Source organism: Aurantiacibacter sp. MUD61, assembly GCF_027912455.1.
Classification (GTDB): Bacteria; Pseudomonadota; Alphaproteobacteria; order Sphingomonadales; family Sphingomonadaceae; genus Alteraurantiacibacter.
In genome coordinates, this window is record NZ_CP115446.1 from 1,913,609 (window position 1) to 1,936,518 (window position 22,910).

General features: G+C 60.5%; 21 protein-coding genes. 9 read left to right on the forward strand and 12 right to left on the reverse strand.

Annotated features, from left to right (window positions below; translation table 11 throughout):
* Positions 1-66: 66 nt before the first annotated feature.
* From O2N64_RS09140 to O2N64_RS09150, 3 genes are all read right to left on the reverse strand, one after another.
* Positions 67-2,562, reverse strand: coding sequence for a TonB-dependent receptor (locus O2N64_RS09140; protein WP_271077301.1), 2,496 nt, complete (start codon positions 2,560-2,562; stop codon positions 67-69).
* A 261-nt stretch (positions 2,563-2,823) separates the two neighbouring features.
* Entirely contained in the window at positions 2,824-3,747 is a 924-nt protein-coding gene (locus O2N64_RS09145; RefSeq protein WP_271077302.1) for an isopenicillin N synthase family dioxygenase, read from the reverse strand.
* A gap of 10 nt (positions 3,748-3,757) precedes the next feature.
* Positions 3,758-5,074, reverse strand: coding sequence for a NupC/NupG family nucleoside CNT transporter (locus O2N64_RS09150; RefSeq protein WP_271077303.1), 1,317 nt, complete (start codon positions 5,072-5,074; stop codon positions 3,758-3,760).
* Between the two features lie 138 nt (positions 5,075-5,212).
* On the opposite strand from O2N64_RS09150, the gene O2N64_RS09155 reads away from it, so the two are divergent.
* Together O2N64_RS09155 and O2N64_RS09160 are read left to right on the forward strand one after the other, a co-directional pair.
* Positions 5,213-5,905 carry a queuosine precursor transporter gene (locus tag O2N64_RS09155; RefSeq protein WP_271077304.1) on the forward strand — a complete coding sequence of 231 codons (693 nt, stop codon included), beginning with the start codon at positions 5,213-5,215 and terminating at the stop codon, positions 5,903-5,905.
* The gene (locus O2N64_RS09160) at positions 5,902-6,318 is read left to right on the forward strand and encodes a cytidine deaminase (protein WP_271077305.1); all 417 of its coding nucleotides are present in this window, start codon (positions 5,902-5,904) and stop codon (positions 6,316-6,318) included. Before O2N64_RS09155 ends, O2N64_RS09160 begins: the two co-directional genes overlap by 4 nt.
* On the opposite strand, the gene O2N64_RS09165 is transcribed toward O2N64_RS09160, so the two are convergent.
* Both O2N64_RS09165 and O2N64_RS09170 read right to left on the reverse strand, forming a co-directional pair.
* Positions 6,315-7,916 (reverse strand): phytoene desaturase family protein, encoded by a 1,602-nt coding sequence (locus O2N64_RS09165; RefSeq protein ID WP_271077306.1) that lies wholly within the window; start codon positions 7,914-7,916, stop codon positions 6,315-6,317. The genes O2N64_RS09160 and O2N64_RS09165 overlap by 4 nt on opposite strands.
* Before the next feature lie 47 nt (positions 7,917-7,963).
* Positions 7,964-8,923, reverse strand: coding sequence for a hypothetical protein (locus tag O2N64_RS09170; protein ID WP_271077307.1), 960 nt, complete (start codon positions 8,921-8,923; stop codon positions 7,964-7,966).
* Positions 8,924-9,172: 249 nt separating this feature from the next.
* Between O2N64_RS09170 and O2N64_RS09175 the strand changes: the two genes are divergently transcribed.
* A complete protein-coding gene (locus tag O2N64_RS09175) occupies positions 9,173-12,523 on the forward strand; it encodes an amidohydrolase family protein (protein ID WP_271077308.1) in 3,351 nt (1,116 codons plus the stop codon).
* A 12-nt stretch (positions 12,524-12,535) separates the two neighbouring features.
* Here the strand turns inward: O2N64_RS09175 and O2N64_RS09180 are convergent, their stop codons facing one another.
* Positions 12,536-12,814, reverse strand: a complete 279-nt coding sequence (locus tag O2N64_RS09180) for a PqqD family protein (protein WP_271077309.1) — start codon at positions 12,812-12,814, stop codon at positions 12,536-12,538.
* A gap of 177 nt (positions 12,815-12,991) precedes the next feature.
* Here O2N64_RS09180 and O2N64_RS09185 point away from each other — a divergent pair, with 177 nt between their 5' ends.
* The 4 genes from O2N64_RS09185 (at position 12,992) to O2N64_RS09200 (ending at position 17,010) form a co-directional block, all read left to right on the forward strand.
* Positions 12,992-14,038 (forward strand): nucleotidyltransferase family protein, encoded by a 1,047-nt coding sequence (locus O2N64_RS09185; protein WP_271077310.1) that lies wholly within the window; start codon positions 12,992-12,994, stop codon positions 14,036-14,038.
* Positions 14,039-14,089: 51 nt separating this feature from the next.
* On the forward strand, positions 14,090-14,509 hold the full coding sequence (locus O2N64_RS09190) for a lasso peptide biosynthesis B2 protein (protein ID WP_271077311.1): 420 nt from the start codon (positions 14,090-14,092) through the stop codon (positions 14,507-14,509).
* A gap of 26 nt (positions 14,510-14,535) precedes the next feature.
* Positions 14,536-16,269 carry an ATP-binding cassette domain-containing protein gene (locus O2N64_RS09195; protein WP_271077312.1) on the forward strand — a complete coding sequence of 578 codons (1,734 nt, stop codon included), beginning with the start codon at positions 14,536-14,538 and terminating at the stop codon, positions 16,267-16,269.
* Between the two features lie 114 nt (positions 16,270-16,383).
* A complete protein-coding gene (locus O2N64_RS09200; RefSeq protein ID WP_271077313.1) occupies positions 16,384-17,010 on the forward strand; it encodes a LuxR C-terminal-related transcriptional regulator in 627 nt (208 codons plus the stop codon).
* Between the two features lie 182 nt (positions 17,011-17,192).
* On the opposite strand, the gene O2N64_RS09205 is transcribed toward O2N64_RS09200, so the two are convergent.
* The 6 genes from O2N64_RS09205 to O2N64_RS09230 are packed head-to-tail and all read right to left on the reverse strand — an operon-like array spanning position 17,193 to position 21,690.
* On the reverse strand, positions 17,193-18,041 hold the full coding sequence (locus tag O2N64_RS09205; protein WP_271077314.1) for a kinase: 849 nt from the start codon (positions 18,039-18,041) through the stop codon (positions 17,193-17,195).
* Entirely contained in the window at positions 18,038-18,994 is a 957-nt protein-coding gene (locus O2N64_RS09210) for a 2-hydroxyacid dehydrogenase (RefSeq protein ID WP_271077315.1), read from the reverse strand. The genes O2N64_RS09205 and O2N64_RS09210 overlap by 4 nt, the downstream gene beginning before the upstream one ends.
* A 4-nt stretch (positions 18,995-18,998) precedes the next feature.
* Complete coding sequence (locus O2N64_RS09215; RefSeq protein WP_271077316.1) at positions 18,999-19,541, reverse strand: NUDIX hydrolase; 543 nt, start codon at positions 19,539-19,541, stop codon at positions 18,999-19,001.
* A 21-nt stretch (positions 19,542-19,562) separates the two neighbouring features.
* The gene (locus tag O2N64_RS09220) at positions 19,563-20,237 is read right to left on the reverse strand and encodes a TPM domain-containing protein (protein ID WP_271077317.1); all 675 of its coding nucleotides are present in this window, start codon (positions 20,235-20,237) and stop codon (positions 19,563-19,565) included.
* Positions 20,237-21,025: a TPM domain-containing protein gene (locus tag O2N64_RS09225; RefSeq protein ID WP_271077318.1), complete on the reverse strand. Its 789-nt coding sequence runs from the start codon at positions 21,023-21,025 to the stop codon at positions 20,237-20,239. The genes O2N64_RS09220 and O2N64_RS09225 overlap by 1 nt, the downstream gene beginning before the upstream one ends.
* Before the next feature lie 59 nt (positions 21,026-21,084).
* Positions 21,085-21,690, reverse strand: coding sequence for a LemA family protein (locus tag O2N64_RS09230; protein ID WP_271077319.1), 606 nt, complete (start codon positions 21,688-21,690; stop codon positions 21,085-21,087).
* Positions 21,691-21,841: 151 nt separating this feature from the next.
* Here O2N64_RS09230 and mscL (O2N64_RS09235) point away from each other — a divergent pair, with 151 nt between their 5' ends.
* Both mscL (O2N64_RS09235) and mscL (O2N64_RS09240) read left to right on the forward strand, forming a co-directional pair.
* Positions 21,842-22,318, forward strand: a complete 477-nt coding sequence (gene mscL, locus O2N64_RS09235; RefSeq protein ID WP_271077320.1) for a large conductance mechanosensitive channel protein MscL — start codon at positions 21,842-21,844, stop codon at positions 22,316-22,318.
* Positions 22,319-22,414: 96 nt separating this feature from the next.
* Entirely contained in the window at positions 22,415-22,849 is a 435-nt protein-coding gene (gene mscL, locus O2N64_RS09240) for a large conductance mechanosensitive channel protein MscL (RefSeq protein ID WP_271077321.1), read from the forward strand.
* The last annotated feature ends 61 nt before the right edge of the window (positions 22,850-22,910 follow it).

Genomic DNA, 22,910 nt, shown 5'->3' on the forward strand with positions numbered 1-22,910 from the left:
AAGAAAGGCGGCGGCGCTCTTTCGAGTGCCGCCGCCCAACTTTTTTCTACGCTTTTGCGTGGTCGATTAGAAACCGACGATCAGCGAGACGCTGGCAGCACGCGGAGCGCCGATCTGGGCGAAGCCGAAGCCGTCCAGCGAGCCACCGAAGAAGCCGATGTAATATTCATCGAACAGGTTGGTGACGTTGATCTGCATCTGAGCGTTGGTGCCATTGGCCAGTTCGGCAATGTTCCAGCGCAGGTCGAGATCAACCAGCGTGTAGGACGGTGCTTCCACCGTATTCAGATCGTTGATGAAACGCTCACCGGTGTGCTTGATCTGGGCGCCCAGATCGAACGGACCGAAGGAGACCTGGCCACGACCCCCGATCGAGTAGGTCGGTGCACCCGATTCATTGTTGCCGGCAGTTGCAGCAAACACAGGCTGATCGTTCATGTCGACACCGACCTGCACATCGTCCTGAATTTCGGATTCGTTGATCGAACCGAAGATATAGAGGTTGATGTTGTCGGTCGGAGCGATCGAGAACGAACCGTCGATACCGTATTTGTCCACGCGGCCAAGGTTACGGAACACGACCGCGCCTTCACCATCGTTCGCGGTCGGATCGAAGGCCGAAGCCAGACGGTCGTCGTAGCGGGTGAAGTAACCAGCAAGCTGCGCCTGGATGATGCCGCTCTGGAAGCGAACACCGAGGTCGAAGTTGTCGGTGGTTTCCGGAACCGGACGCGCACGATCATCATCGGCAAGGTAGAGCGAGTCGTAGAGCGGATCCGTGCCCGGTACCGAAATGCCGCGCGAGAAGTTACCGAAGGCCGAGAAGTCGTCGGTCACACGATAGGTGAAGCCAACGGACGGCAACAGGCGATCGTAGTTGTATTCGCGCGAAGTCGGCGCCACGTGATCAGGATTGTCGAGTTCGTACTGGGTCAGGTCCTGACCCGGTGCCGGGCAGTTGACGAAGCCGTTGATCGAAGTGGTGTAGCAGTTCTGGTTCAGCTCGCGGGTGAAAAACGGAACACGCAGGCCAACAACAGCGGTAAGATCGCCGAAGTTACCGGCATATTCTGCCGAAAGCTGGTTCAGAATTGCGTAGGACAGACGGTCACGCTTGTTGACCTCTTCACCACGGTTGTCGAGCAGCGGATTGTCGATGGCGTAGACATTGTTGATTTCGCCATTGGCCTGCATCGCAGTGATCTGGCCGGTCTGACGGTGACGGGCATGGTCAAGCGTATAAGCAACGCGAACACGGTGATCATTGCTGATGTCGTAGATCAGGTTGGCCACAACGCCATAACGGTCGGTGCGGGTCTGGCTCGGATCGTTACCGGCAACGCGGTCGAGGATGTCACCGTCGCCGTTGAGGTCACGACCGAAGTAGTAACCGCCGCGGAATGCACCGGTCAGGCCGTCGAAGAAACCTTCACGCAGATCGTCCGGTCCGCCACCGTTTGCTTTGACGTACTGGTAGCTCGGATCGACCGTCAGGGTCAGGTTGTCGGTGATGTTGAACAGCGAGTTGATGCGGATGTTGCCCGTATCCGACGGGTTGAAGCGACGGTAGAATGCCGCGCCGCAGCCGCTGCGATCGCTGTAACGTTCTGAAACGCCGTTTTCACCTGCGCCGCCACCGATCAGGACGTTCTGATCCACGGTGCAGGGGAATTCGCCAGCGCCTTCGTACACGGTGAAACGATCTTCATTGCTGAAGTCGGGATCATCGTAGAAATCGAGCAGCGTGCTCAGACGTTCCGAACCGGCGAAGTTGTTGCGGTTGCGGTTGTAGTGGCCGGCGATCGAGATGAAGTCGCCATTGGCGCCCAGTTCCTGGTACAGACGACCGTTGAACTGCAGCTTCTTGATTTCGCCATAGGGGTTATACGGCGTGCCGTAGTTGGTGTAGCTGAGCGAGGTGAAGGCGGTGAGGCCGTTACCCGTCAGATCGCCCCAGTCGACCATGCCGAAAACACGGTAGTAATCGGTGTTCTCAGCGCCTTCTGCGAGCACATCGCCGAAGGTGGCGGTGGCGAGAATGCCAAGCTCATCACCCGGACGACGCGTACGGATGTTGATCGTGCCGCCGCTGGCCGAAGCCGTCGGGCTGTCAACGTCGGTGGTGCCGAGGTTCACGACAACGCGTTCGAGAACTTCGCTGTCAACCTGCTGGTTGGTGTAGAGGGCGTAGTTACCGCTGTCGTTCAGGGGCAGGCCGTCCAGCGTCTGCGAAACGCGGTCTGCGCCGAAGCCACGGATGGTGAAGCCACCGCCCGAAGAACCCCAGGGGTCATTGTTCTGGAAGCTGACGCCGGGGACGAGGTTAACGATGTCGTTGAGCGTCTGGCCGGGGCGCTGGCGGCGAATGATTTCTTCATCCAGCTCGATCTTGGCGCGCGGGGTGTCAGGAACTTCAACACCGCCGACGCTGAGGTCCAGCGAGCCGGTGACAACAATCGTGCCTTCGTCAAAGTCGGTCGAACCGGTCGACTGCGCGGCGGCAGTCCCGGAAAAGCCAACGGTGGCGATAGTCGCCGCGCTGGCTGCGAGGAGAAACTTCATTTTCATGATCCCGAAAATCCTTCATTGGAATGAAATTCTACCTTGGGGAGGGGCTCCAAGGCTTGTGCGCGCCCTTACAGGCAAGTTTCATTTCATTCCAATGACAGGGCAACGCCGAGAGGTCATATTGCGGACTTTTTTTGTGGATCGGATCGGAATCCAAAACCACTGTTGCTGCGCCGCAACATAATTGCGTGCAGAATGATCACACACTCGGCGGAACAGGTTTGGCGGGACGCGACTCGCAGGCCGATTCGCTGATCAGGCCAGTCCGATTTCGCGCAGCCGCTGCTGCAGGAATTCATGCGCGGTGATGGGCGGTGCAGGCTCATCGCCTTCCTTCACGCAATGCGGCAGGGCCTCGATCACGAAGTCCGGGCGGAAATGGAGGAAGAAGGGCATGGAATAGCGCGACCGGCGCGATGCCTCGCCGCCGGGATTGACCACGCGGTGCGTTGTCGAGCGAAGGCGATTGTTGGTGAGGCGCTCCAGCATGTCGCCCACATTGACCGCCAGCGCGCCTTTCGGCGGCGAAACCGGTACCCATTCGCCCTGCTTGTTGAGCAATTCGAGCCCAGCTTCCTCCGCGCCAAGCAGGAGCGTGATCGTATTGATATCCCCATGGGCGGCGGCGCGGATGGCGCCTTCGGGCACATCCTCGCTCAGCGGCGGATAATGCAGCAGGCGCATCACCGAATTGCCGTCCTCGACGGTGGAGACGAAATAGTCCTCTTCGAGGTCAAGGTGGAGCGCGATCGCACGCAGGATGCGATCGCCGGTTTGCTCGAATTGCGAATACAGCTCTTCGAACACACCTTTGAATTCGGGCTTTTCGGTCGGCCAGATATTGGGCGCCATCATCTCTGCCAACGGGTGTCCTTCAGGCAGGCTGCGGCCCACGTGCCAAAATTCCTTCAGGTCATGGACTGTCGCATCCTTGGCGATTTCCTTGCCGAACGGGGTGTAGCCGCGCGCGCCACCACCGCCCTCGATGGCGTAGGCATTCTTTGCCGCTTCAGGCAGGGCGAAGAACTCCTTGGCCAGCGATTCCGCCCGGTCGATGAGATCCTGCGGGATGCCGTGATCGCGGATGATCGCGAAGCCATATTCCTCAAAGCTGCGGCCAAGCTCGCTGGAAAAATCCTCCAGCGGGCGCGAGAGCGAGATGGATGCAAGGTCAGACATGGCGGCGCTCTTACAGAGGAAGGACGAGGCCCGCCAGTGCGGCGCTCATCAAATTCGCCAGCGAACCGGCAGCCAGCGCGCGCAGGCCCAGCTTGGCGATAACCGGGCGCTGATTGGGCGCGAGCCCGCCTGTCACCGCCATCTGGATCGCGATCGAGCTGAAATTGGCAAAGCCGCACAACGCAAAGGTCACGATAGCCGTCGTGCGGGCGGAGAACGTGCCTTCCTCCAGCGCGCCCAATTCAATAAAGGCGACAAACTCGTTCAGCACGATCTTTGTGCCGAACAGGCCGCCGGCGATGTCGGCCTCTGCCCAAGGCACGCCGATAAGGAACATGACGGGCTGGAAGACATAGCCGATCAGCTGCTGGAAAGTGACATCGGGATAGCCCATCCAGCCGCCCACACCGCCAAGGATACCATTGGCGAGCGCGACCAGCGCGACAAACACCATCACCATGGCACCGACCGCTACGGCCAGTTTGACGCCCGTTTGCGTGCCCTGGGCAGCAGCTTCGATGACGTTGGCAGGCTTGTGCCCCTCTTCGAATGTCTCAGCCATCTGCACTTCATGCGGCTTGCCACCTTCGGTCAGCGCCGCAGGGCCTTCTGCACTGATACGAAGTTCGGGCAATTCGATGTCGGCAAGGTCTGCCGCATCGCGAGCCAGGTCACTTTCGTCATCGGGCATGATGATCTTCGCCATCAGGATCCCGCCGGGAGCGGACATGAAGGCCGCGGCGAGCAGGAAGGGCACGGCTTCCGACCCAATGAAGCTTGCATAAGCGGCAAGGATCGTCCCCGCGACACCTGCCATTCCGACAGCCATCAGGGTGAACAGGCGGCTGGGCGTCAGGCTGGCAAGATAGGGGCGCACCACGAGCGGGCTCTCAGACTGGCCGACAAAGATATTCGCCGCACTGCCGAGCGCTTCGACCTTGGAGATACCGGTAATCCACCCGATCGCGCCGCCCACCCAGCGCACCAGCCGCTGCATAACGCCCCAGTGGTACAGGATCGACACGATAGCGGCAAAGAACACGATCACCGGCAGCGCCGCGATAACAAAGGTATTGGTGAAAGGATTGTCATCCATCGATCCGAAGACCGCCTCGATCCCGACCTTGGAATAGTCGAGCAGGGCAATCACGCCATCGGACAGGAACTGGATGCCCGCCACACCCCACGGCGTGCGCAGCACCAGCAGTGCCATCAGCGCTTGCAAGGCAAAGGCCGCTGCGACGACGCGCAGCCTAATGCGGGTTTTGCCGGTAGACAGCAGGAAAGCGATGGCAAGGATCGCGGCGATCCCTGCGAGAGATATCAATTGGGGAGGCACGGCGACTCCAGATCAGGTGAACCGTCAGCCTCTCTTGCGCAGTTGGGCGTCCGGTTCAACGGTTTTGCCCCTGTTATTCCCCGATCAGGCTTGCAAAGCGCCGCATGTGTTGCATAGCCATCGCGCATGACCGACACCGCAGCGACAGCCCGCGCCCTGCCCATGGCGCGATCCCTTTTCGTCATCACGCTCCTTTATGGCGGCATGACCGTGATTGCCGGCGTGCTGGCGTTCAAGCAATTCGCGATCCCGATTTTCGATCTTGGTACCATCAAGGTGGAGAGCGGAATTCTGGCGTTCCTGTTGCTGGTGGTGATGTCGAGCACAGTCTCGCAATTGCATGGCAAGGGGGCGGCAGACCGGCTGGTGCTCTGGGGTTTTCTTCCGCTGGCATTCTCGATTGCGTTGATCTGGATCGTGCTGGCACTGCCCGCATCGCCGCAAATGCCGCCGGAAAATCTCGACGCCTTCAACACGGTGCATGCGCAAACGCCGCGGATCATGGCTGCAGGGCCAGTGGCCTATGGTGTGTCGCTTCTGCTCAATGTGTGGATTTTCAACAAGCTGCGCGGCAAGGGTGAAGGCGGCGGTTTCTGGCTGATGGCGCGCGGTGCGATTGCATCGGCGATCAGCCAGGCGATCGACACGCTGATTTTTATCACGCTCGCTTTCTACGGCGAATTTCCAATCGGCGATCTGCTGGTTGGGCAGGCTATCGCCAAGATCGTGCTGAGCTTCGTGCTGGTGCCCTTCCTGATTGCAGGTGCGATTGCCATTGCGAAAAAGCTGGATGCACAGCCGGTGGGCGAGGCATTGTGAGCGACCTCCTCGCCAAGGCTAAGGAGGCGCGGCTGCGCGCCCATGCGCCCTATTCGGGTTTCTTTGTCGGGGCAGCGGTCGAGAGTGTCGATGGCGAAGTGGCGGTCGGCGCGAATATGGAGAACGCATGTTACCGCCTCGGCGTGTGTGCGGAACAATCTGCGCTCACCGCAGCTCAGCAGGCTTTCGGGCTTGAAAACGTCGCCCGCGTGCTTGTGATCGGCGGCCCGGCGGATGAGGGCCAACCCGGCGTCGGCCCGGTGACGCCGTGCGGCGGCTGCCGACAGGCGATTGCCGAAGCTGCGCAGCTTTCAGGCCGCAATATCGAGATCGTGTGCTGTGACAGGGAAGGGGATGAGACCTTGACCACCAGCATCGCCGAATTGCTGCCTTCTGCCTTTTCCCTCGATTAGGCGAAGCGGTGGAAGCTCCCGCCGTCAGCAATGACTTCGCGCGCGCAATTGTGCCCGGGAGCACCGGTGACGCCGCCGCCGGGATGCGCGCCCGATCCACACATGTAGAGCCCCTTTACCGGTCCACGATAGGCGCCGTGGCCAAGCACCGGCCGCGCCGACCAGAGTTGGTCGAGGCTCATATGTCCGTGGAAGATATCCCCGCCCACAAGGCCGAATTTGCGCTCCAAACCTTTAGGACTGAGCACCTGTTTGCCGAGGAGCGAGGCGCGGAAGCCGGGAGCATGCTTTTCGACGGTGTCGATAATGGTGTCGACGGCTGCGGCCTCTTCATCGTCCCAATCGCGACCATTGGGCAATTCAGGAGCAAATTGCTGGCAGAACAGGCTGGCGACATGCTGGCCCGGCGGAGCGAGGCTGTCGTCCACCGTGCTGGGTATCAGCATCTCGACGATCGGTGTCTTCGACCAGCCGTGTGTCTTAGCGTCGAGAAAAGCGCGGTCCATGTAATCGAGCGTCGGCGCAATGATGATGCCGGATGAATGATGCTCGCCCGGTTCGGGGTGCGCGGTGAAGCGCGGCAACTCGCTCAGCGCGACATTCATGCGGAATGTCCCGCCGCCCGCCTTGAAACCTTTCATCGCGCGGCGGAAATCCTCCGGCTGATGGCTCGCATCGAGCATTTTGCCGTAGAGCAGCCTCGGCCCGACATTTGCGATAACCCGCTTCGCGGCCACTTCTTCGCCGCTCCTGAGCTTTACGCCCGCCACGGTGCCACCATCGACCAGCACTTCGCTGACAGGCGATTCCAGGCTGATCTCCACACCCGCTTCGCGGCAGGCTTTGGCCATCAGCTGGGTGATCGTGCCCATGCCGCCGACGCAGTGGCCCCAGGCGCCTTTTGTGCCATTAACCTCGCCAAAAACGTGATGCAGCAGGACATAGGCGCTGCCCGGCGTGTCAGGGGAAGCGTAGTTGCCTACGACCGCGTCAAAGCCGAACGCAGCCTTCACCGGCTCGCTTTCAAACCATTGTCCAAGGAAGCTGGTGGCGGATTTGGTGAACAGGTCGAGCACATTCCGCTTCGCCTGCGTGTCCAGCCGGGACATGCCATAACCCTGCAACGCTGCTGCAATGAGACTGCGAAAACCATCGCCGACATTGGGCGGCGTCTTGAGCGCGAGCGCTCGCAGGACTTCGGCAACGCCTTCCAGCGCATCGTAATAGGCAGGCAGGGCCTCCGCATCGGCGTTCGAGAATTTGCGAAATTCCGCCTGCGTCCGCTCCAGCCCGCCGCCGAGTTTCAGATAGCCGCCATCTTCCTGCGGCAGGAAGTTGGAAATCGGCCGCTCGATCACCCTATAGCCGTTTTCGACGAGCCGCATATCCGCGATCACTTTGGGCTGCAGCAGGCTGACCGTGTAGCTGGCGACAGAGTTGCGGAAGCCCGGATGAAATTCTTCTGTCACCGCCGCACCGCCCACGACATCGCGCCGCTCCACAATGCGCACCTTCAGGCCGGCCTGCGCAAGGTAGAAAGCGCATACGAGGCCATTGTGCCCCGCGCCGATGATCACTGCATCATATTGCTTAGTCATGTTGCCGGTGAACCGCGTTTGGGCGTGCAAGTCCAGCGCGCAATAGGTCAGTCGGCATCGATCGGCATATCGCTGCAACGCATCCGGATTTCGCGCTCTTCAAGATCGTAGGTGATTTCAGAGCATGCCCTGAATTGCTGGCGTCCGATACGCGTGAAATGATCGTCACGGCCGCGCCTCCTGCGATCGGTCACGAGGATGGTGTTCTCCTCGAAGCGGGGATCGCCCTCTTCGGCTTCGCCAACGCTATTGGCTCGTCCATGATCGACCATGCGCACGGAAAAATTGTCGATGCGAAGATCGCCAAAATCTATCGGATAGGCGAGCTGCATGGTCCGCGTGGGACGATAGAGCCCGGGAATGATCTCAACGAGGCCATCGGTGTCCGGGATGAAACGCCCCTCCTGCCGTGTGGCGATGTAATTTGCGGTACCGGCGGAGACGAGGTTCAGTCCGATGCGGTTGGAAATCATCGCGAACAGGCGATCCTCACCTACGTCCAGCTCAATGCCGTGCCGACGAAAACGGCCGCGTCCGCGGCGCTCCATTTCAAAAACCTGCACCCTGTCCCTTGCAGTACGTTCGCCGTAGAGAAAGGTGACGAGATCGTAGGGCAGATCGTGAATGCCTATAACCCCGTCGGCGATGTGCGATGCGTTGTAGGCCGTCCAGCCGATGCGCTGGTTGACTGTGCGATTATCGTAAGTGATGCGCTCTGGCGTTGTCACCATCTGCACCTCGACCCCGCCGAAATTCCAGAGCGTGTCTGGCTGTCCTCTTAATTCCATATCCAAGACAAGGTCGATGTTGAGCGCCACCGGACCCCAGTGCGCTGAATCCACTTCAAGCCGGATAGGCCGATCGCGCAAAATGACATCGATCGTGAAGTCGTCTTCCAGCACGAGGTGATTGGGCCGCGATCCGACGACAATCGAATCTTCCGGATTCTCTGCTCCGGCATCGTCTTGCGCAGCCGCTGGAAATGCCAGCGCGAAAGCGGCTGCCAAGAAAGCTCCGAACCATGACGATGACTTTGCGCCTGTGTGCATTGCGACCTGCTCCCCGAACCAAGACACGCGTTGCTAAGACTACGGTGCCTGAGTGCAGAGTATCTTGTAGAAACCATTGAGCAACCAAGTTCGCCATGTTTTCGGCAGCTTGGCCGTGCCAGGAACGCTCAATCATTGCGCCCAGCGTTTGTGAGCGTATGAAGGCGCACGGGACTGAAGAACACACACAACACAGACAGGATGCCTATGCTCCGCACCAATTCGCTTTTCGCCGCCAGCCTGCTCGCCATTGCGATTGCCATGCCTGCCCACGCGCAGGTGCAGCCGCCCGCCGAGTCAGACGATCCTCCGGTGGAAAGCGAAGCGACGGAAGATGAGAATACGCGGATCGCGCCTCCAGCCATTCCCGAATCCGACCAGACGGGCGAAGGCGATGCCGCGCCTGCCACGGCGGAGGCTGAGGAAACCGGCTGGGACGTGAACAACCCTCCCGGGGTGCAGATCACGCAGGTGCCGATCCGCACCGATGAAGGTACATGGATGGATATCGATGTGTCTCCAGACGGGCGCACGATCGCCTTCTCGCTGCTCGGCGATATCTACACCATGCCGATTTCTGGCGGTACGCCGACGCGCATTGCAGAAGGCCTCGCCTGGGAGGTGCAGCCGCGCTTCTCTCCCGATGGCAGCCGCATAGCCTTCACATCCGACCGGGGCGGCGGCGACAATATCTGGATCATGAATGCCGACGGTTCGGACGCGCGGCAGCTGACCAATGAAGACTTCCGCCTGATGCACCAGCCCAGCTGGTCGCCGGACGGACAATTCATCGTCGCCAAAAAGCATTTCACGACCGGCCGCTCACTCGGCACGGGTGAGGTGTGGATGTATCACATTTCCGGCGGCAGCGGCGTGCAACTCGTCGCGCGGCCCAATGAACAGCACCAGAAGGAACTGGGCGAACCGATTTTCACCGCCGATGGCACCGGGGTCTATTACACTCGCAATGTGACGCCGGGCGGCACGTTCGAATATGCGCAGGATTCCAACCAGGGCCTGTTCAATATCGAACGCTATGACCTTGCCACCGGCGAAGTGACGACGGCCGTTTCCGGCCTCGGCGGCTCGGTGCGGCCCACGCCTTCGCCCGATGGCTCGATGATCGCATTCGTGCGCCGTGAGGCGCTTCAGTCGCAGCTGTGGGTGCGTGATCTCGAAACAGGGGCAGAGCGCCGGATTTACGACGATCTCGACCGCGATGTGCAGGAGACCTGGGCCATCACCGGGGTCTATCCCAACATGGACTGGACGCCGGACAGCCGCTCGATCGTGTTCTGGGCGGGCGGAAAGATCAATCGCGTCAACGCAGATGGCTCTGGCTTTGCCGAAATCCCCTTCGTGGTCGATGACACGCGCGGCGTGCTACCCGCGCCCCATCCGCAAATCCCTGTGGCGGTGGACAATGTCGATGTCACGATGGCGCGCTTCGCCACGGTTTCGGCCGATGGCGACACGGTCGTGTTCGAAAGCCTCGGTCGCCTCTACACCATGCCTGCGAGCGGTGGCACACCGCGCCGCCTGACGCGGGACAGTGGCGATGCGATGGAAGCCTACCCCGCATGGTCGCGCGATGGTTCCCAGATCGTCTATGTGCGCTGGACCGATGCCGGATTGGGCGAAATTCGCACAGTCGGGGCAAACGGGCAGGGCGGCCGCGCGATTACCAGCACTCCGGGCCATTATTCGCGCCCGCAATTCTCTCCCGATGGTCGCACCATCGTGTTCGAGCGCGGATCGGGTGGTTACCTGACTGCGCCCGAATATAGCGACAATTCCGGCGTGTATCGCATGCCCGCAAGCGGCGGTGAGCAGGTGCTTGTCAGCCGCAGTCACAGTCGCCCGCATTTCGGCGCGAGTAGCGATCGCATTTTCATGACCGGCTCTGACAGCGGCGCGCAGGCGCTGTTCTCCAGCGACCTCAACGGTGAGGATATCCGCACCCATGCGCGCGGCGATCTGGCGACAGGCTTCTATGTCTCGCCAACGGGCCGCCATGTGGCTTTCACCGAGAATTACGACGCCTATGCCATGCCGCTGATGCCGGGCGGGCAGACCGTCACCGTTTCGGGCAGCGCGCGCGCATTGCCGGTAGTCGAGGTTTCGGATTCGGGCGCCGATTACGTGCACTGGTCCGACGATGGAGATCAGCTCAACTGGTCGCTCGGCGCGATGCTGTATTCCGCCGACACGGATGAGCTGTTCGCCATGGCGCCTCCGGGCGAAGGGGAGACAAGCGGCTACGAACAACCCGAAACCGGCGTATCGCTGTTGCGCACTGTGCCAGCAGATCGCCACCAAGGCTCGCTCGCCATCACTGGTGCGCGCATCATCACCATGGCGGGTGACGATGGCGGCATCATCGAAGGCGGCACTATCCTGATCAACGGCGATGTGATCGCCGCGATTGGCCCCGCTGGTGAAGTGTCCGTCCCGGCGGGCACGCCGACAATCGATGCGAGCGGCCGCACGATCATTCCGGGTATTGTCGATGCCCACGCGCACGGCCCGGTGGCGACAAATGATCTCGTGCCGCAGCAGAACTGGCATTTGCAGCAGGTGCTCGCGCTGGGCACTACGACGATCCACGATCCATCGAGCGACAGCCCGTTCTTCGTTGCCGAAGACATGCAGCGCACCGGCATGATCCTTGCCCCGCGCATGTTCAGCACGGGCCGCATCATTTACGGGGCGCGCAGCCCCTATGCCTATGCGCAGATCGACAGTCTCGAAGATGCTCTCGACCATGTGCGCCGGCTGCGGGCGGAAGGCGCGCCGAGCGTCAAGAATTACAACCAGCCACGCCGTGAACAGCGGCAGATGGTGGTCGAGGCCGCGCGCCAGGAAAACATGCTTGTCGTGGCTGAAGGTGGCTCGCTTTACGGCATGGATATGAACCTTGTCGCCGATGGCAATTCGACGCTGGAGCACAATCTCCCCGTCGAGATCATGTATGAGGATGTGCTGCAGTTCTTCGAGCGGGCGAACACCAATTACACGCCCACTCTGGTCGTCGGCTATGGCGGCCTTGCGGGTGATCCCTATTGGCGGCAGGCGACCAATGCCTTTGAGCAGCCGCTGCTCGATGCCCATACGCCGCCCGCCATCCTGCGCGCCGCAACCGCGCGCCGCACGACAGCGCCCGAAGGCGACTTTGTGGATGACGATATCGCCCGAGAAGCAGCACGTCTCGCCGAGCGCGGAGTGGAAGTGTCAGCCGGTGGCCACGGCCAGCAGAGCGGCATCGACATTCATTGGGAAATCTGGTCCTTCGCACGCGGTGGCATGAGTCCGCTACAAGCGCTTGAAACCGCTACGATCGCTCCTGCGCGCTCACTCGGCATGGCGAGTGAGATCGGCTCTCTCGAAGTCGGTAAGCTGGCCGATCTGGTCATCCTTACGGGCAATCCGCTGGAGAACATCCAGAACACCCAGACCGTCGAAACCGTGGTGCTGGGCGGGCGCGCCTATGATGCGGCGACGCTGAACGAAGTCGTGACGGGAGACCGCCAGCGCGCGCCCTATTGGTGGGAAGATTGAGACGGCAGGACGCTAGTTGATTTCGACTAGCGTCCGCTCCTGCAGATCGCCGAAGAGCTTGCCCAATTCCTCGCGGCAGGTGTCTTCGGCGACCTCATATTCGCCGCACATGGCATTGACCAGCGAGCCGAATTGCTTGTTGTCCTCAAGCAATTCCCAAGCGCGGCGTCCTGTGTCTTTCAGGCTGTAGAACTGTCCGTTGATGATGTGCAGCAGCACCAGCTCGTCATCGACAACAGTCTCGACGAAATTGTCGGTCTTGCGGATTTCGGTGTCGTTTGAAATTTCCAAGATCTGTCCCACTATCTTTGCTCAGGGCGTGTAACCCAATTCTTCCATCACATCGCGGTGGGCGGTGTAAAGCCTGTCGCGCAATTCATCGTGCAACAATTCCCAGCCATCACCAGCGCGGCCGGCTGCCTGGAAGCGCATGTTGCGGTGGGTTCACAAGCTGGGTTAGAGGCGTATATGAATTCGCTCCCCACTCAGCTGACGGACTTGGCCGATGCGCTGCGGCCCGCGCTGGGATTTCCTTCATCCGAGACACCGCCACAGCCGTGCATTGCACTCGCGCGCTTTGCTGTGGAACGGCACCGCGTGGGCGCATTGCTCGAACGTGCTTGGGAAAGCGCCGAGGATGACGAGGTCAGGGCTTACCTCAGCCGGCATCTGAAAAACATGACGCGCCGCGAGCTCAAGCAGAAGGCAGCGGCTATGCGTTTGCGTGCTTTGCTGGATGCGCAAGGCATAGCATCACGGGAAATCAAAGGGTGGCGTCTGGGTGAGGAGCTTTACGGCCAGTCCACACTTCGTGCCGCGAAAGATGTCGATCTTCTGGTGCTTCCGGGATGCTTCTCCTCCGCGATCGATCTGGCTTCCCGGCATGGCTATATAGTCGCTGGTGAGGCAGGCGAGGCCGGTGCGGGAAAGGCTCACCGCATTGCAAGATATCACCGCGAAATCAGTATCCTTGATCCTGAACTTGGCGTGGAAATTGAACTTCACTCGCGCACTTTGAAAAATCCGCCTGCCGGGTGGCAGGAGCCCGATGTCGATCGCGACGAAGTCAGCGCTCTTCAGGATCCTGATTACGTTTTGTATCTGATCGCGCATGGCACGATTTGTCGCTGGAACCGGCTGAAATGGCTGTGCGATCTCGCCATGCTGACGCAAAAGCTCGATCCCTCAATTCGCTCTCGGGTCATGGTCCGGGCGAAGCAGTTGAACTTCGCTCCTGCGCTTCTCGCCAGCCTGCTGTTGGCCAAGCAATTGTGGAGCGATTGTCCGACTGAGCCGTGGATCGATGAACTGGAAGTTCACTCGACGCATAAGCGCGTGCAGGCTCATCTAAAAGCTTTCCGCCGCGGTATTGCCGATCTTGGCGGCGTGCCCCTGCCGGAGCGCATCCTGCGCCACGCCGAAATCTTTCGCGATCCGCCCGTGTTCGGCAAACATCGAAGCCGCATCGTAGCCCTGCGCAACAATGCGATGTTGTGGTTTCTCTGGAAGCTCTGATAGGCCGACGCCATGACCCTAGTGCGATCCATCAAGCGGCGCGTCTTGTGTATGGAAATCTGGCTCAGCCTGGCCTGGGCGCGGTTCCTCATTCGCTTCATCGCGTTTCGCCGCTGGCGGCATCTTCTGGGGCCAATTGACGTTGAGCCCGATGCGAGCGTGTGGCCTGATCTGAGCGAAGAGCGGCTGCATCAGGCATCGAGCATCGGGCGTCTCGTCAACCGGGTGGCCGATCGCATCCGTCTGTTTCAGGTGGTCTGTCTTCCGCGCGCCATGGCGTGCCGCTGGGCGCTGGCGCGCCGCGGCATACCTTCGCGCATCATCATCGGATCGAAGCGCGGAGAGGAGGCAGGTGAGGGCCTGCTGTTTCACGCCTGGTTGATGGTCGGCGACCGTGTGCTGACGGGCGAAGACGAGCGGGAGCAATTCCTCGCCTTCGGCACGCCGCAGCGCGGACTGGGGTCTAATTGAGCGTGGCAGAAAACAGGACCAGAGGCATGCGCGCATTGCTGGGTGCGATCGTGGAATTCGCTGGGCCACGCCTGCCAGCGACTATCGCCATAATCGCGCTCGCCGCCGTGCTGGAGGGCATCGGCCTCGTCCTTCTGCTCCCCGTTGCCGAGACCATTTTTGCACAAGGGGATGAGGTCGGAACCGGCCTGAGCGCCAATCTGCTGAGCTATTTGTCCGGTGCCGGCGTGGATACGCCGTTAAAGCAGCTTACGGTGATGGGCGGCGCATTCCTGGTGCTGATAATCGTCCGCGCTCTCGTCCTCATGAAGCGCGATGTCATGATGATGCAGCTCGCGCAGGGCTTCGTCGATCATATCAGGCGTGGCTTTTTCGATCGGCTCGCGCATGCCGACTGGCCGGTGATCAAGCGCTTCCGTAAGTCTCAGCTGCTGAATTCCATTACCACAAACATCGGCAGGCTGGCCGTCACCATGCAATTCCTGTCGAACGGAATGGTGCTGTCGGTGATGTCGCTCGCCTATCTGGTGGCGGCCTTTGTCGTCAGCCCGGTTCTTGGTGCTGCCCTGCTGGTCATGATCGCCTTGGGCTTGCTCTTCGCCGCGATCTGGATGCGGCGGAGCCATCGGTTGGGGCGCAATCTCAATCGCGCGAACCGCGGTGTCATGCACGAAACCACGCGCTTCCTCGAAGGGATGAAGGCGGCAAAGGCGGCGCGCGCCGAGGCTGAACTGGCCGCACGTTTTGCCGACAGTATTGCAGAGACGCGCGCGATCTCCGTGCAATTCGTCATGCAGCAATCGCGGCTGCGCAATGCGGTGCAGGTAATCGCAGCATGTTTTGCGCTGATCGTATTGCTGGTCGGCTTCGGCTGGGTGGGCCTGACCGGCGGCGAGCTGCTTGTGATGGCCGCCATCGTCCTGCGGCTCGCGCCCAATCTCGTGGCGACTTTTGGCGGATTGCAATCTATCGCGCATGCGCTGCCAGCCTTCGAAAGTATCCGCGAGCTGGAAGCCGAGCTGGATGATGCGCACCGGCATCTGCGCCCATCAGCCGAGGCGAGCGACGCAGACGCTCCTCGGTCCGGCGGTGTGCTCCGGTTGGAAAATTGCGCTGTCGAAGTGCAGGGAGAGCAGGGCGAGTCGGTGACGCTCGTGCGCACGGGTCAACTCGACATCGCTCCGGGCTCTCTGGCGCACATCGGCGGACCTTCGGGCGCTGGCAAGTCTACGCTGGTCGAGGTGATCGCCGGCCTTCACCTTCCTGCACGAGGGAGGGTCACGTGGGGCGAAGTCGCGCTGGGCGTGGACACCCGCCGCGCATGGCAATCGCAAATCGCATTCGCGCCGCAGGAGCCTTTCCTGTTCGACGGTACCGTCAGGGAAAACCTCCTGTGGCCCAATTGCGAGGCGGATGATGAGCTGATCCGTGAAAAGCTTGTTGCGTCAGAAGCCGATCAGATCGTGAGTGCTCTGCCAAACGGGTTGGACGAAGAACTGCTCGACGGCGGTGCGCGACTATCGGGCGGCGAACGACAAAGATTGTGCCTTGCCCGCGCGCTATTGCGACCTGCTCAAATGCTGATCCTCGACGAGGCGACCTCGGCGATGGACCCTCAGCTCGAACGGCGAATCATCGGGCATTTGCGCCAGACAATCGGCGACCGGATCATCCTGATGGTCTCCCATTCGTTGAACGCAGTGCAATATGCCGACCTGCGGATTGATGTGAGCAACGGTGAGGCCCGCGCCGTTCAGTAAACTATTTGAAACCTTTCTCTGCGGTCGAACGTATCTCCTCTGTACCAAACGTATGTTTACGCTCTTCGCACGCTGCGAAGAGGGTTTACGTCGGGAAGGAAACAGAGCATGTTAATGACCGTGGGAAATGGAGCTACTGACGAGATCGATCAGCGTGTGGTCGATCTGATCGCATCGAACCCGATCGCCTCTGTGGTGAGCGATCCGCGCTTGCCCGATAACCCGATTATTGCCTGCAATGACGCGTTTATGGAGCTGACCGGCTACGATGAAGACGAGATCATCGGCCGTAATTGTCGCTTCCTGTCCGGCCCCGGCACGGAGCCATGGCTGACCGAAACCATCCGCCAGGGTGTGCGAGAGCGCAAGGCCGTAATGGTCGAAATCCTGAATTACAAAAAGGATGGCACGCCATTCCGCAATGCCGTGGTGGTCGCGCCGATTTTCGACGAAGAGGGTGAGCTGGAATATTTCCACGGCTCGCAAGTTGAGCTGGAAGACGGCGCTCAGAGCCCCGTTGCGACGCGCCGGGCGCGGGCGGTCGAGAAGATCAAGGACCTGTCAAAACGCCAGCTAGAAGTTATGACCATGGTCGCCGCAGGCCTGCGCAACAAGCAGATCGCCTATGAGCTTGGACTGTCTGAAAAGACGATCAAAATGCACCGCGGCCTCGCCATGGAAAAGCTTGGTGCGAAAAGCAGCGCGGATATGATCCGCCTTGCGGTCGAAGCCGGCATCTAGTCAAAGACCCGCAGGAATCCTGCCCCAAAGGCCATATTTTAATTGGCGGAGAGGCGGTTCAAAGGGACATTGCATCGCAATCGGAAGCGCGGGGCTGCATTTCCTTCCACCCTCCCGCCTCGCTTCCTCCATCCCACCTCATCCGGTTGCGATGCACTCTCATTCCTTAAGGGATAAAGAGGTCAGGCGCGGGGTTTCTGGTCCCGGTCGATTTCGATCACCACATCGGCGCGTTCGGGCATTTCCTCCAGCATGTGGCGCGTGAGGCGCTCGTAATGTGAGACGAAGCGGATCAGCTCGTCTTCATCCAGCACACCGGGCCCAAGCGGGCTCATTGCTGCGAGCTTTTCTTCCTGTTTGCGGCGGTTGGCGAGCACCGCATCGAAGTGGTCGACCTTCAGCATAACCAGCATGTCGATAAGTGCGAACATGCGGCTGTAGTCCTCGCCCAGCCAGTGGTTGATCAAAGTGCGCCAGATGGCGTCCGGGTCCTCTTCGGCCTCCAATACGTTGATCGGCCTTTTCAGCTTTTCAGGCGGCTGAGCTTTGGCTCCGACACACCAGCCTTCGAACAACAATACGTCGACAGGGCCGGCGACACGGGTCACTTCGTTCGAACGATCGTCGCAGCTCTTGTCGAACTTGGGAATTTCGAAAGCGCGCCCCGCCAGGACGTCTTCAATGATCGCAAAACCCATCGCTACGGCGTGGGTGCCCGGAACGCCCCGCGTGGCGAACAGCGGGTGCACCTCTGCCGCCAATTGCAGGCGCTCGGAATAGGTCAGGTAAAGATCGTCCAGCGAAAGCGCCACTGCGCGCAGGCCCCGCTGCTTTAGCAGGATCTCGAGCACTTTGCAGAGCGTTGTCTTGCCGGAACCCTGCGCACCGTTGATGCCGACGATCAGCGGCTTCCGGTCCGCAGCCCGCCGCGCAATTTGTGTGGCGAGCGGCTTCCAATGCTCCTCGACGATTTGCGCGTAGTGCTCAGGCAGTTCTTCGCGCGCAATCAGCTGCGTGATCGGATCACTCATGCGACGCGGTCCGGTAAATTGTGCCCATTCGCAAAGGCACGGATGTTCTCGAGCGCTCGCATCCCCATCGCCACCCGCGCTTCCCGGGTTGCGCTGCCGAGGTGCGGCAACAGGACGGCACTGTCCACTTCTAGCAGGGCAGGGGGCACATCTGGCTCATCGGGATAAACGTCCAGTCCCGCGCCTGCCAGATGGCCGGAGCGGAGCGCATCGGCCAGCGCAGTGTGGTCGAGGACGCTGCCTCTCGCCGTGTTGATGAGGTATGAGCCGGGTCGCATCGCAGCGATCGCTTCGGCGCCCATCAAATGCTCGGTCGCCGCTCCGCCGGGCACATGGAGCGAGACAATATCTGAATTGGCGAGCAGCGCATGCAAGTCGTCGAAGTATCTCGCGCCCACTTCCTCGGCCTCCGCTTTCTCCGAGCTTGAGTGATAGGCGATCTGCATACCGAAACCGTGTTTCGCCCGCCGTGCGACGGCCTGCCCGATCCGTCCGAAGCCGACGATGCCCATCACCTTGTCCTGAAGCCCTGTCCCGATCATGTGCGTGGGGCGCCATCCGCTCCAGTCACCGCGCCGTAATTCGCGCTCGCCCTCGCTTGCGCGGCGCGTTGCCATTAGCATGAGCGTTATTGCGAGATCGGCAGTCGCGTCGGTCAGAACGCCGGGTGTACTGGTAACCGCGATGCCCGCCGCTCTTGCTGCTGCGCAGTCGATATGATCGAAACCGACGCCGTAGTTGGCGATTAGCTTCACCCGATCTCCGCCGCACAGAACTTCCGCATCGACGCAATCGGAAACGGTCGGGCAAAGCACGTCGTATCCGGCGATTGCGCGGGCAAGCTCAGTTTGGGTGAGAGGCGTGTCGGATGCGTTCAGTGTAACGTCGAATTCTTCGGCGAGCGCCGCCTCGACAGCCTCCGGCCAGCGCCTTGTCACCAATACCCGCAGCATGTGCTCATAAATCTCCGAGCAGGTGCGGACCGAGCGCGAGGAGCATGCGCGTATCGATCGCCACATCGCCGCGGCGGAAGTCTTTCAGCGTCTCTGGAAACTGGCTCAGCTTCACGCGGTGTACCGCGATATCCTCCCCGCCCACGCCGCCGCCGGGACCGGTCTTTTTCAGGCCAGTGGCTTTCAGCAGGGTGAAGCTCTCGCTCACCATTCCGGGTGATGAGAAGAATTCGCCGATCTCTTCCCAATGCTCGGCTTCGTAACCGGTCTCTTCGAGCAATTCGCGTTTGGCGGCGCTCAGCGGATCGTCGTCCTCACCGCCATCGTCGTCACCGATCAGCCCCGCAGGCAACTCGAGCGATCTCTGGCCGAGCGGCACGCGGTACTGCTCGACGAGGATGATCTCTCCATTCTCGACAGCGAGGATTACGGCCGCGCGAATATTGTGGGCGCGGCTGCAATATTCCCAGCGGCCACGTTTCTTTGCGGTGATCCAGTCGCCTTGCCAGGTCACTTCTTCGGGAGCGTCAAAATCGGGTGCGGTCATGCGGCGAGCGCTAACCGAGGGTCAGACTTCGATCAAGCGGTCGGGCAATTCATTGTCGTCATCCTCGCCGCGCGGGAAGTGTTCGGACAGCACTTTGCCCACATCGCGCACACCTGCTGCAATGCCTTCCGCCACGCAGCCCTTGCGGATTTCCACGAGCATATCCGCCATAGCTTCGCCCCAGACTTCTGCAGGCACGAGATCGGTGATGGAATCGTCGGCGACGATTTCCGCGCGATGCTCCTGCATGGAGAGATAAAGCATCACGCCCGTTTTCCCATGCGTGCGCCCTTCCGCGCCGACTTTGAAATGGCGGATCGCGCGCTCATTCACCCGCTGGCGCTTCACCGGGGATGGGATGAAAATGAAACGCAGGCGATCCCAGCTGAGGAGCGCGAAGACCGCGACAAATTTGACGAGGCCAATGCCCACAGCCCAGGCGATGACCTCGCCATAGGTCCATTCGCTGCTCCAGCCGCCTATCAGGAAATCGACCTTGTCGAGGAAGAACTCGGGGAATGCGGCAAACATGCTCATCGCGGTGAATGCCGCAGCTATCGCCCACCACAGGACGACATCGGTATAGCCGTCAGAACGATCGGCGATGACCGGCACAATTTCGCCGCTGGTGGTGAGTTCGGCCTCGCGAACAGCGCTGGAGACAATCTCGTGATCTGCTTCAGATAAATATCCCATCACCAGCCTCCTGACGCGCCGCCGCCACCGAACGAGCCGCCACCGCCGGAGAAACCGCCGCCTCCGCCGAAACCGCCTCCGCCGCCGCCCCAGCCGCCACCACCGCCGCCCGATGCGCCGCGTGCAATGGCCTTGCCGACTTCCCAAAGGATGATGTCACCCACAGCTCCGCCAACGCCTGCCCGGCGATACCCGCGGCTTGCGCGCCTGCCGCCGCGGATCATCGGCAGGATGAAGAAGAAGAACAGGAAGCCGAGCCAGATGAGCGTGCCGATCGGAAAGCCACCTTCGCTGCGTGCTTCGCCAGCATTCTGCGCGATGGCCGCCGCCTCTTCGGGCGGTAGTTCGAGCTGGGTAATAATCTGGTCGGCAGCCCATGATATCCCGCCCGAATAGTCCTCGTTGCGGAAGTAGGGCTTCATCCCTTCGATATATTCGAAGGCGAGGCCATCGGGAATGACGGCTTCGAGACCATAGCCCGTTTCGATCCGCATCCGCCGCTCATTAGGGGCGACGATCAATATGATGCCGTCATTTCTCTCCGCATCGCCCAAGCCCCATTCGCGGCCAAGCTGGTATCCGTAATCGGCAATATCGTAACCCTGCAGGCTATCGAGAGTAACGATGACGAACTGTCGCTGATTTCGCTCTTCGAATGCGTCGAGCTGCTGGGTAAGCCGCGCCTCAGTCGCATCATCGATGATGTTGGCCTGATCGAGCACAGGCGCCGTGCCACGTTCCGGGAACGTGGGCTGGGCTTGTACACTGCCGACCCAGCTCACTGTCACGAAGACAGCAAGAAGGATCAGCAAATGTCGGATGCGAGTGGTTTGCACCGCGAGAGACCTCACTCGCTGCGCATATCCAGTTCTTCGGCGACCTCTGCGCCTTCGGTCACAGCTTCGTATGGCACCATCGGCTCTGCGCCGTGGATGATGTTTGCGCCGATCGTATCGGGGAAGGTGCGGATCGTCGTGTTGTACTGTCGTACCGCTTCATTGTAGTCGCGGATGGCGACGCGGATGCGGCTTTCAATGCCTTCGATTTGCACCATCATGCGGCCGAAGTTCGCCTGGCTCTGTAGTTCGGGGTATTGCTCCTGCACCACCATGAGGCGCGAAAGCGCGCCGCCGAAGGTGTTCTGCGCCTGCTGATATTGCGCCATGGCTTCGGGATCGGACAGGTCTTCACCGCTCAGCTGGATTTCGGGACGGGTGGCAGATGCGCGCGCTTCGATCACGCTTTCCAGCGTCGCCCGCTCTTCCTCGGAGCCAGCCATGGTAATTTCCTGCAAATTGCCAAGCAAGTTGGCGCGCTGCTGGAAGGCGGCCTCCACATCGGCCCATTTGGCCTTGGCGTTTTCTTCGGCGGCGGGCACCGAATTGATACCGCAGCTTGCGAGCGCAAGACTGCCGAAGACGAGAGCGAGCAATGTGCTCAAGCGCTTGAACATGCGAATGGTCCTCCAAAATCCCGTGAAAGGTGTATTGTTAATATAGCACGGCGTGGCAGGGAAACAAGGAGAGGTCGGCTCGTTTTCCTGCAATCAGCCGGCCAGCTTCACATGCGTTGTCGGCACCCAGCACCTGTGTGGAGAACCCCGAATGATCACCCAGTTCAAGAAATTCATCGCGCGGGGCAATGTGCTCGATCTGGCGGTTGGCGTCATCATCGGCGCATCCTTCGGCCGGATCGTCACCTCGCTCAATGAAAGCATGATTATGCCCGTGATCGGCTGGATTTTCGGCGATATCGATTTTTCGAACTGGTTTATCCGGCTGGGTGAAATTCCGGCAGATTACGACGGCAGCCTGACCAATTATGCCGAGTTGAAAGAGGCGGGCGTCGCCATGATCGGTTATGGCGACTTCATCACCCAGACGGTGGATTTCTTCATCATCGCGCTGGCGCTGTTCTTCATCATCCGTTCGGTGAACCGCGTGCTGGATGAAATGCAGGAGAAGGCGAAGAATTCGGAAAACAGCTCGAATGAGGAGGATATCCCCACCGATCCGCAACTGGACGTTTTAAAGCAGATTCTGGCCGAGATGCGTACGGGCAAGGAGCCTGCGAAGTTGTAAATTCACGTCGCTTTCGGGGCGCAAACGGGCCTCGCGCTTGCCGCGCAGATAAACATGGGTAAACTTCTTTCCCGAAACATCGGGGAGAACAGGTCTATGTTTGCAGAGTTCAAGGAATTCATTGCCAAGGGCAATGTGATGGAATTGGCGGTCGCGGTGATTATCGCCGGCGCCTTTGCGGTGATCGTCACCTCGCTCACCAATGACATGATCATGCCTATCGTCGGCGCGATCTTCGGCGATGTCGATTTTAGTGCCAAGTATGCGGTGCTGAGCGGTGCCGAGCTGGTAGAGCCGGGTATGTCTCTTGAGGCTGCACGCGAAGCAGGCGCCAACGTGCTGGCGTGGGGCGCTTTCGTCACCAGCATCATCAATTTCCTGATCCTGGCTTTCATCATCTTCATGCTCGTCCGTTATGCCAACAAGGTGCAGTCGCGGTTCGAGAAGAAGCAAGAGGAAGCGGCCGAGGAGCCTGCCGGCCCGACCGAAATCGAGCTGTTGCAGGAAATCCGGGACGCTTTGAAGAAGTGATTAGCTTTGCCTCCCCTCCCGCTCGCGGGAGGGGTTGGGGGTGGGCATGGGCCGTAAGGCC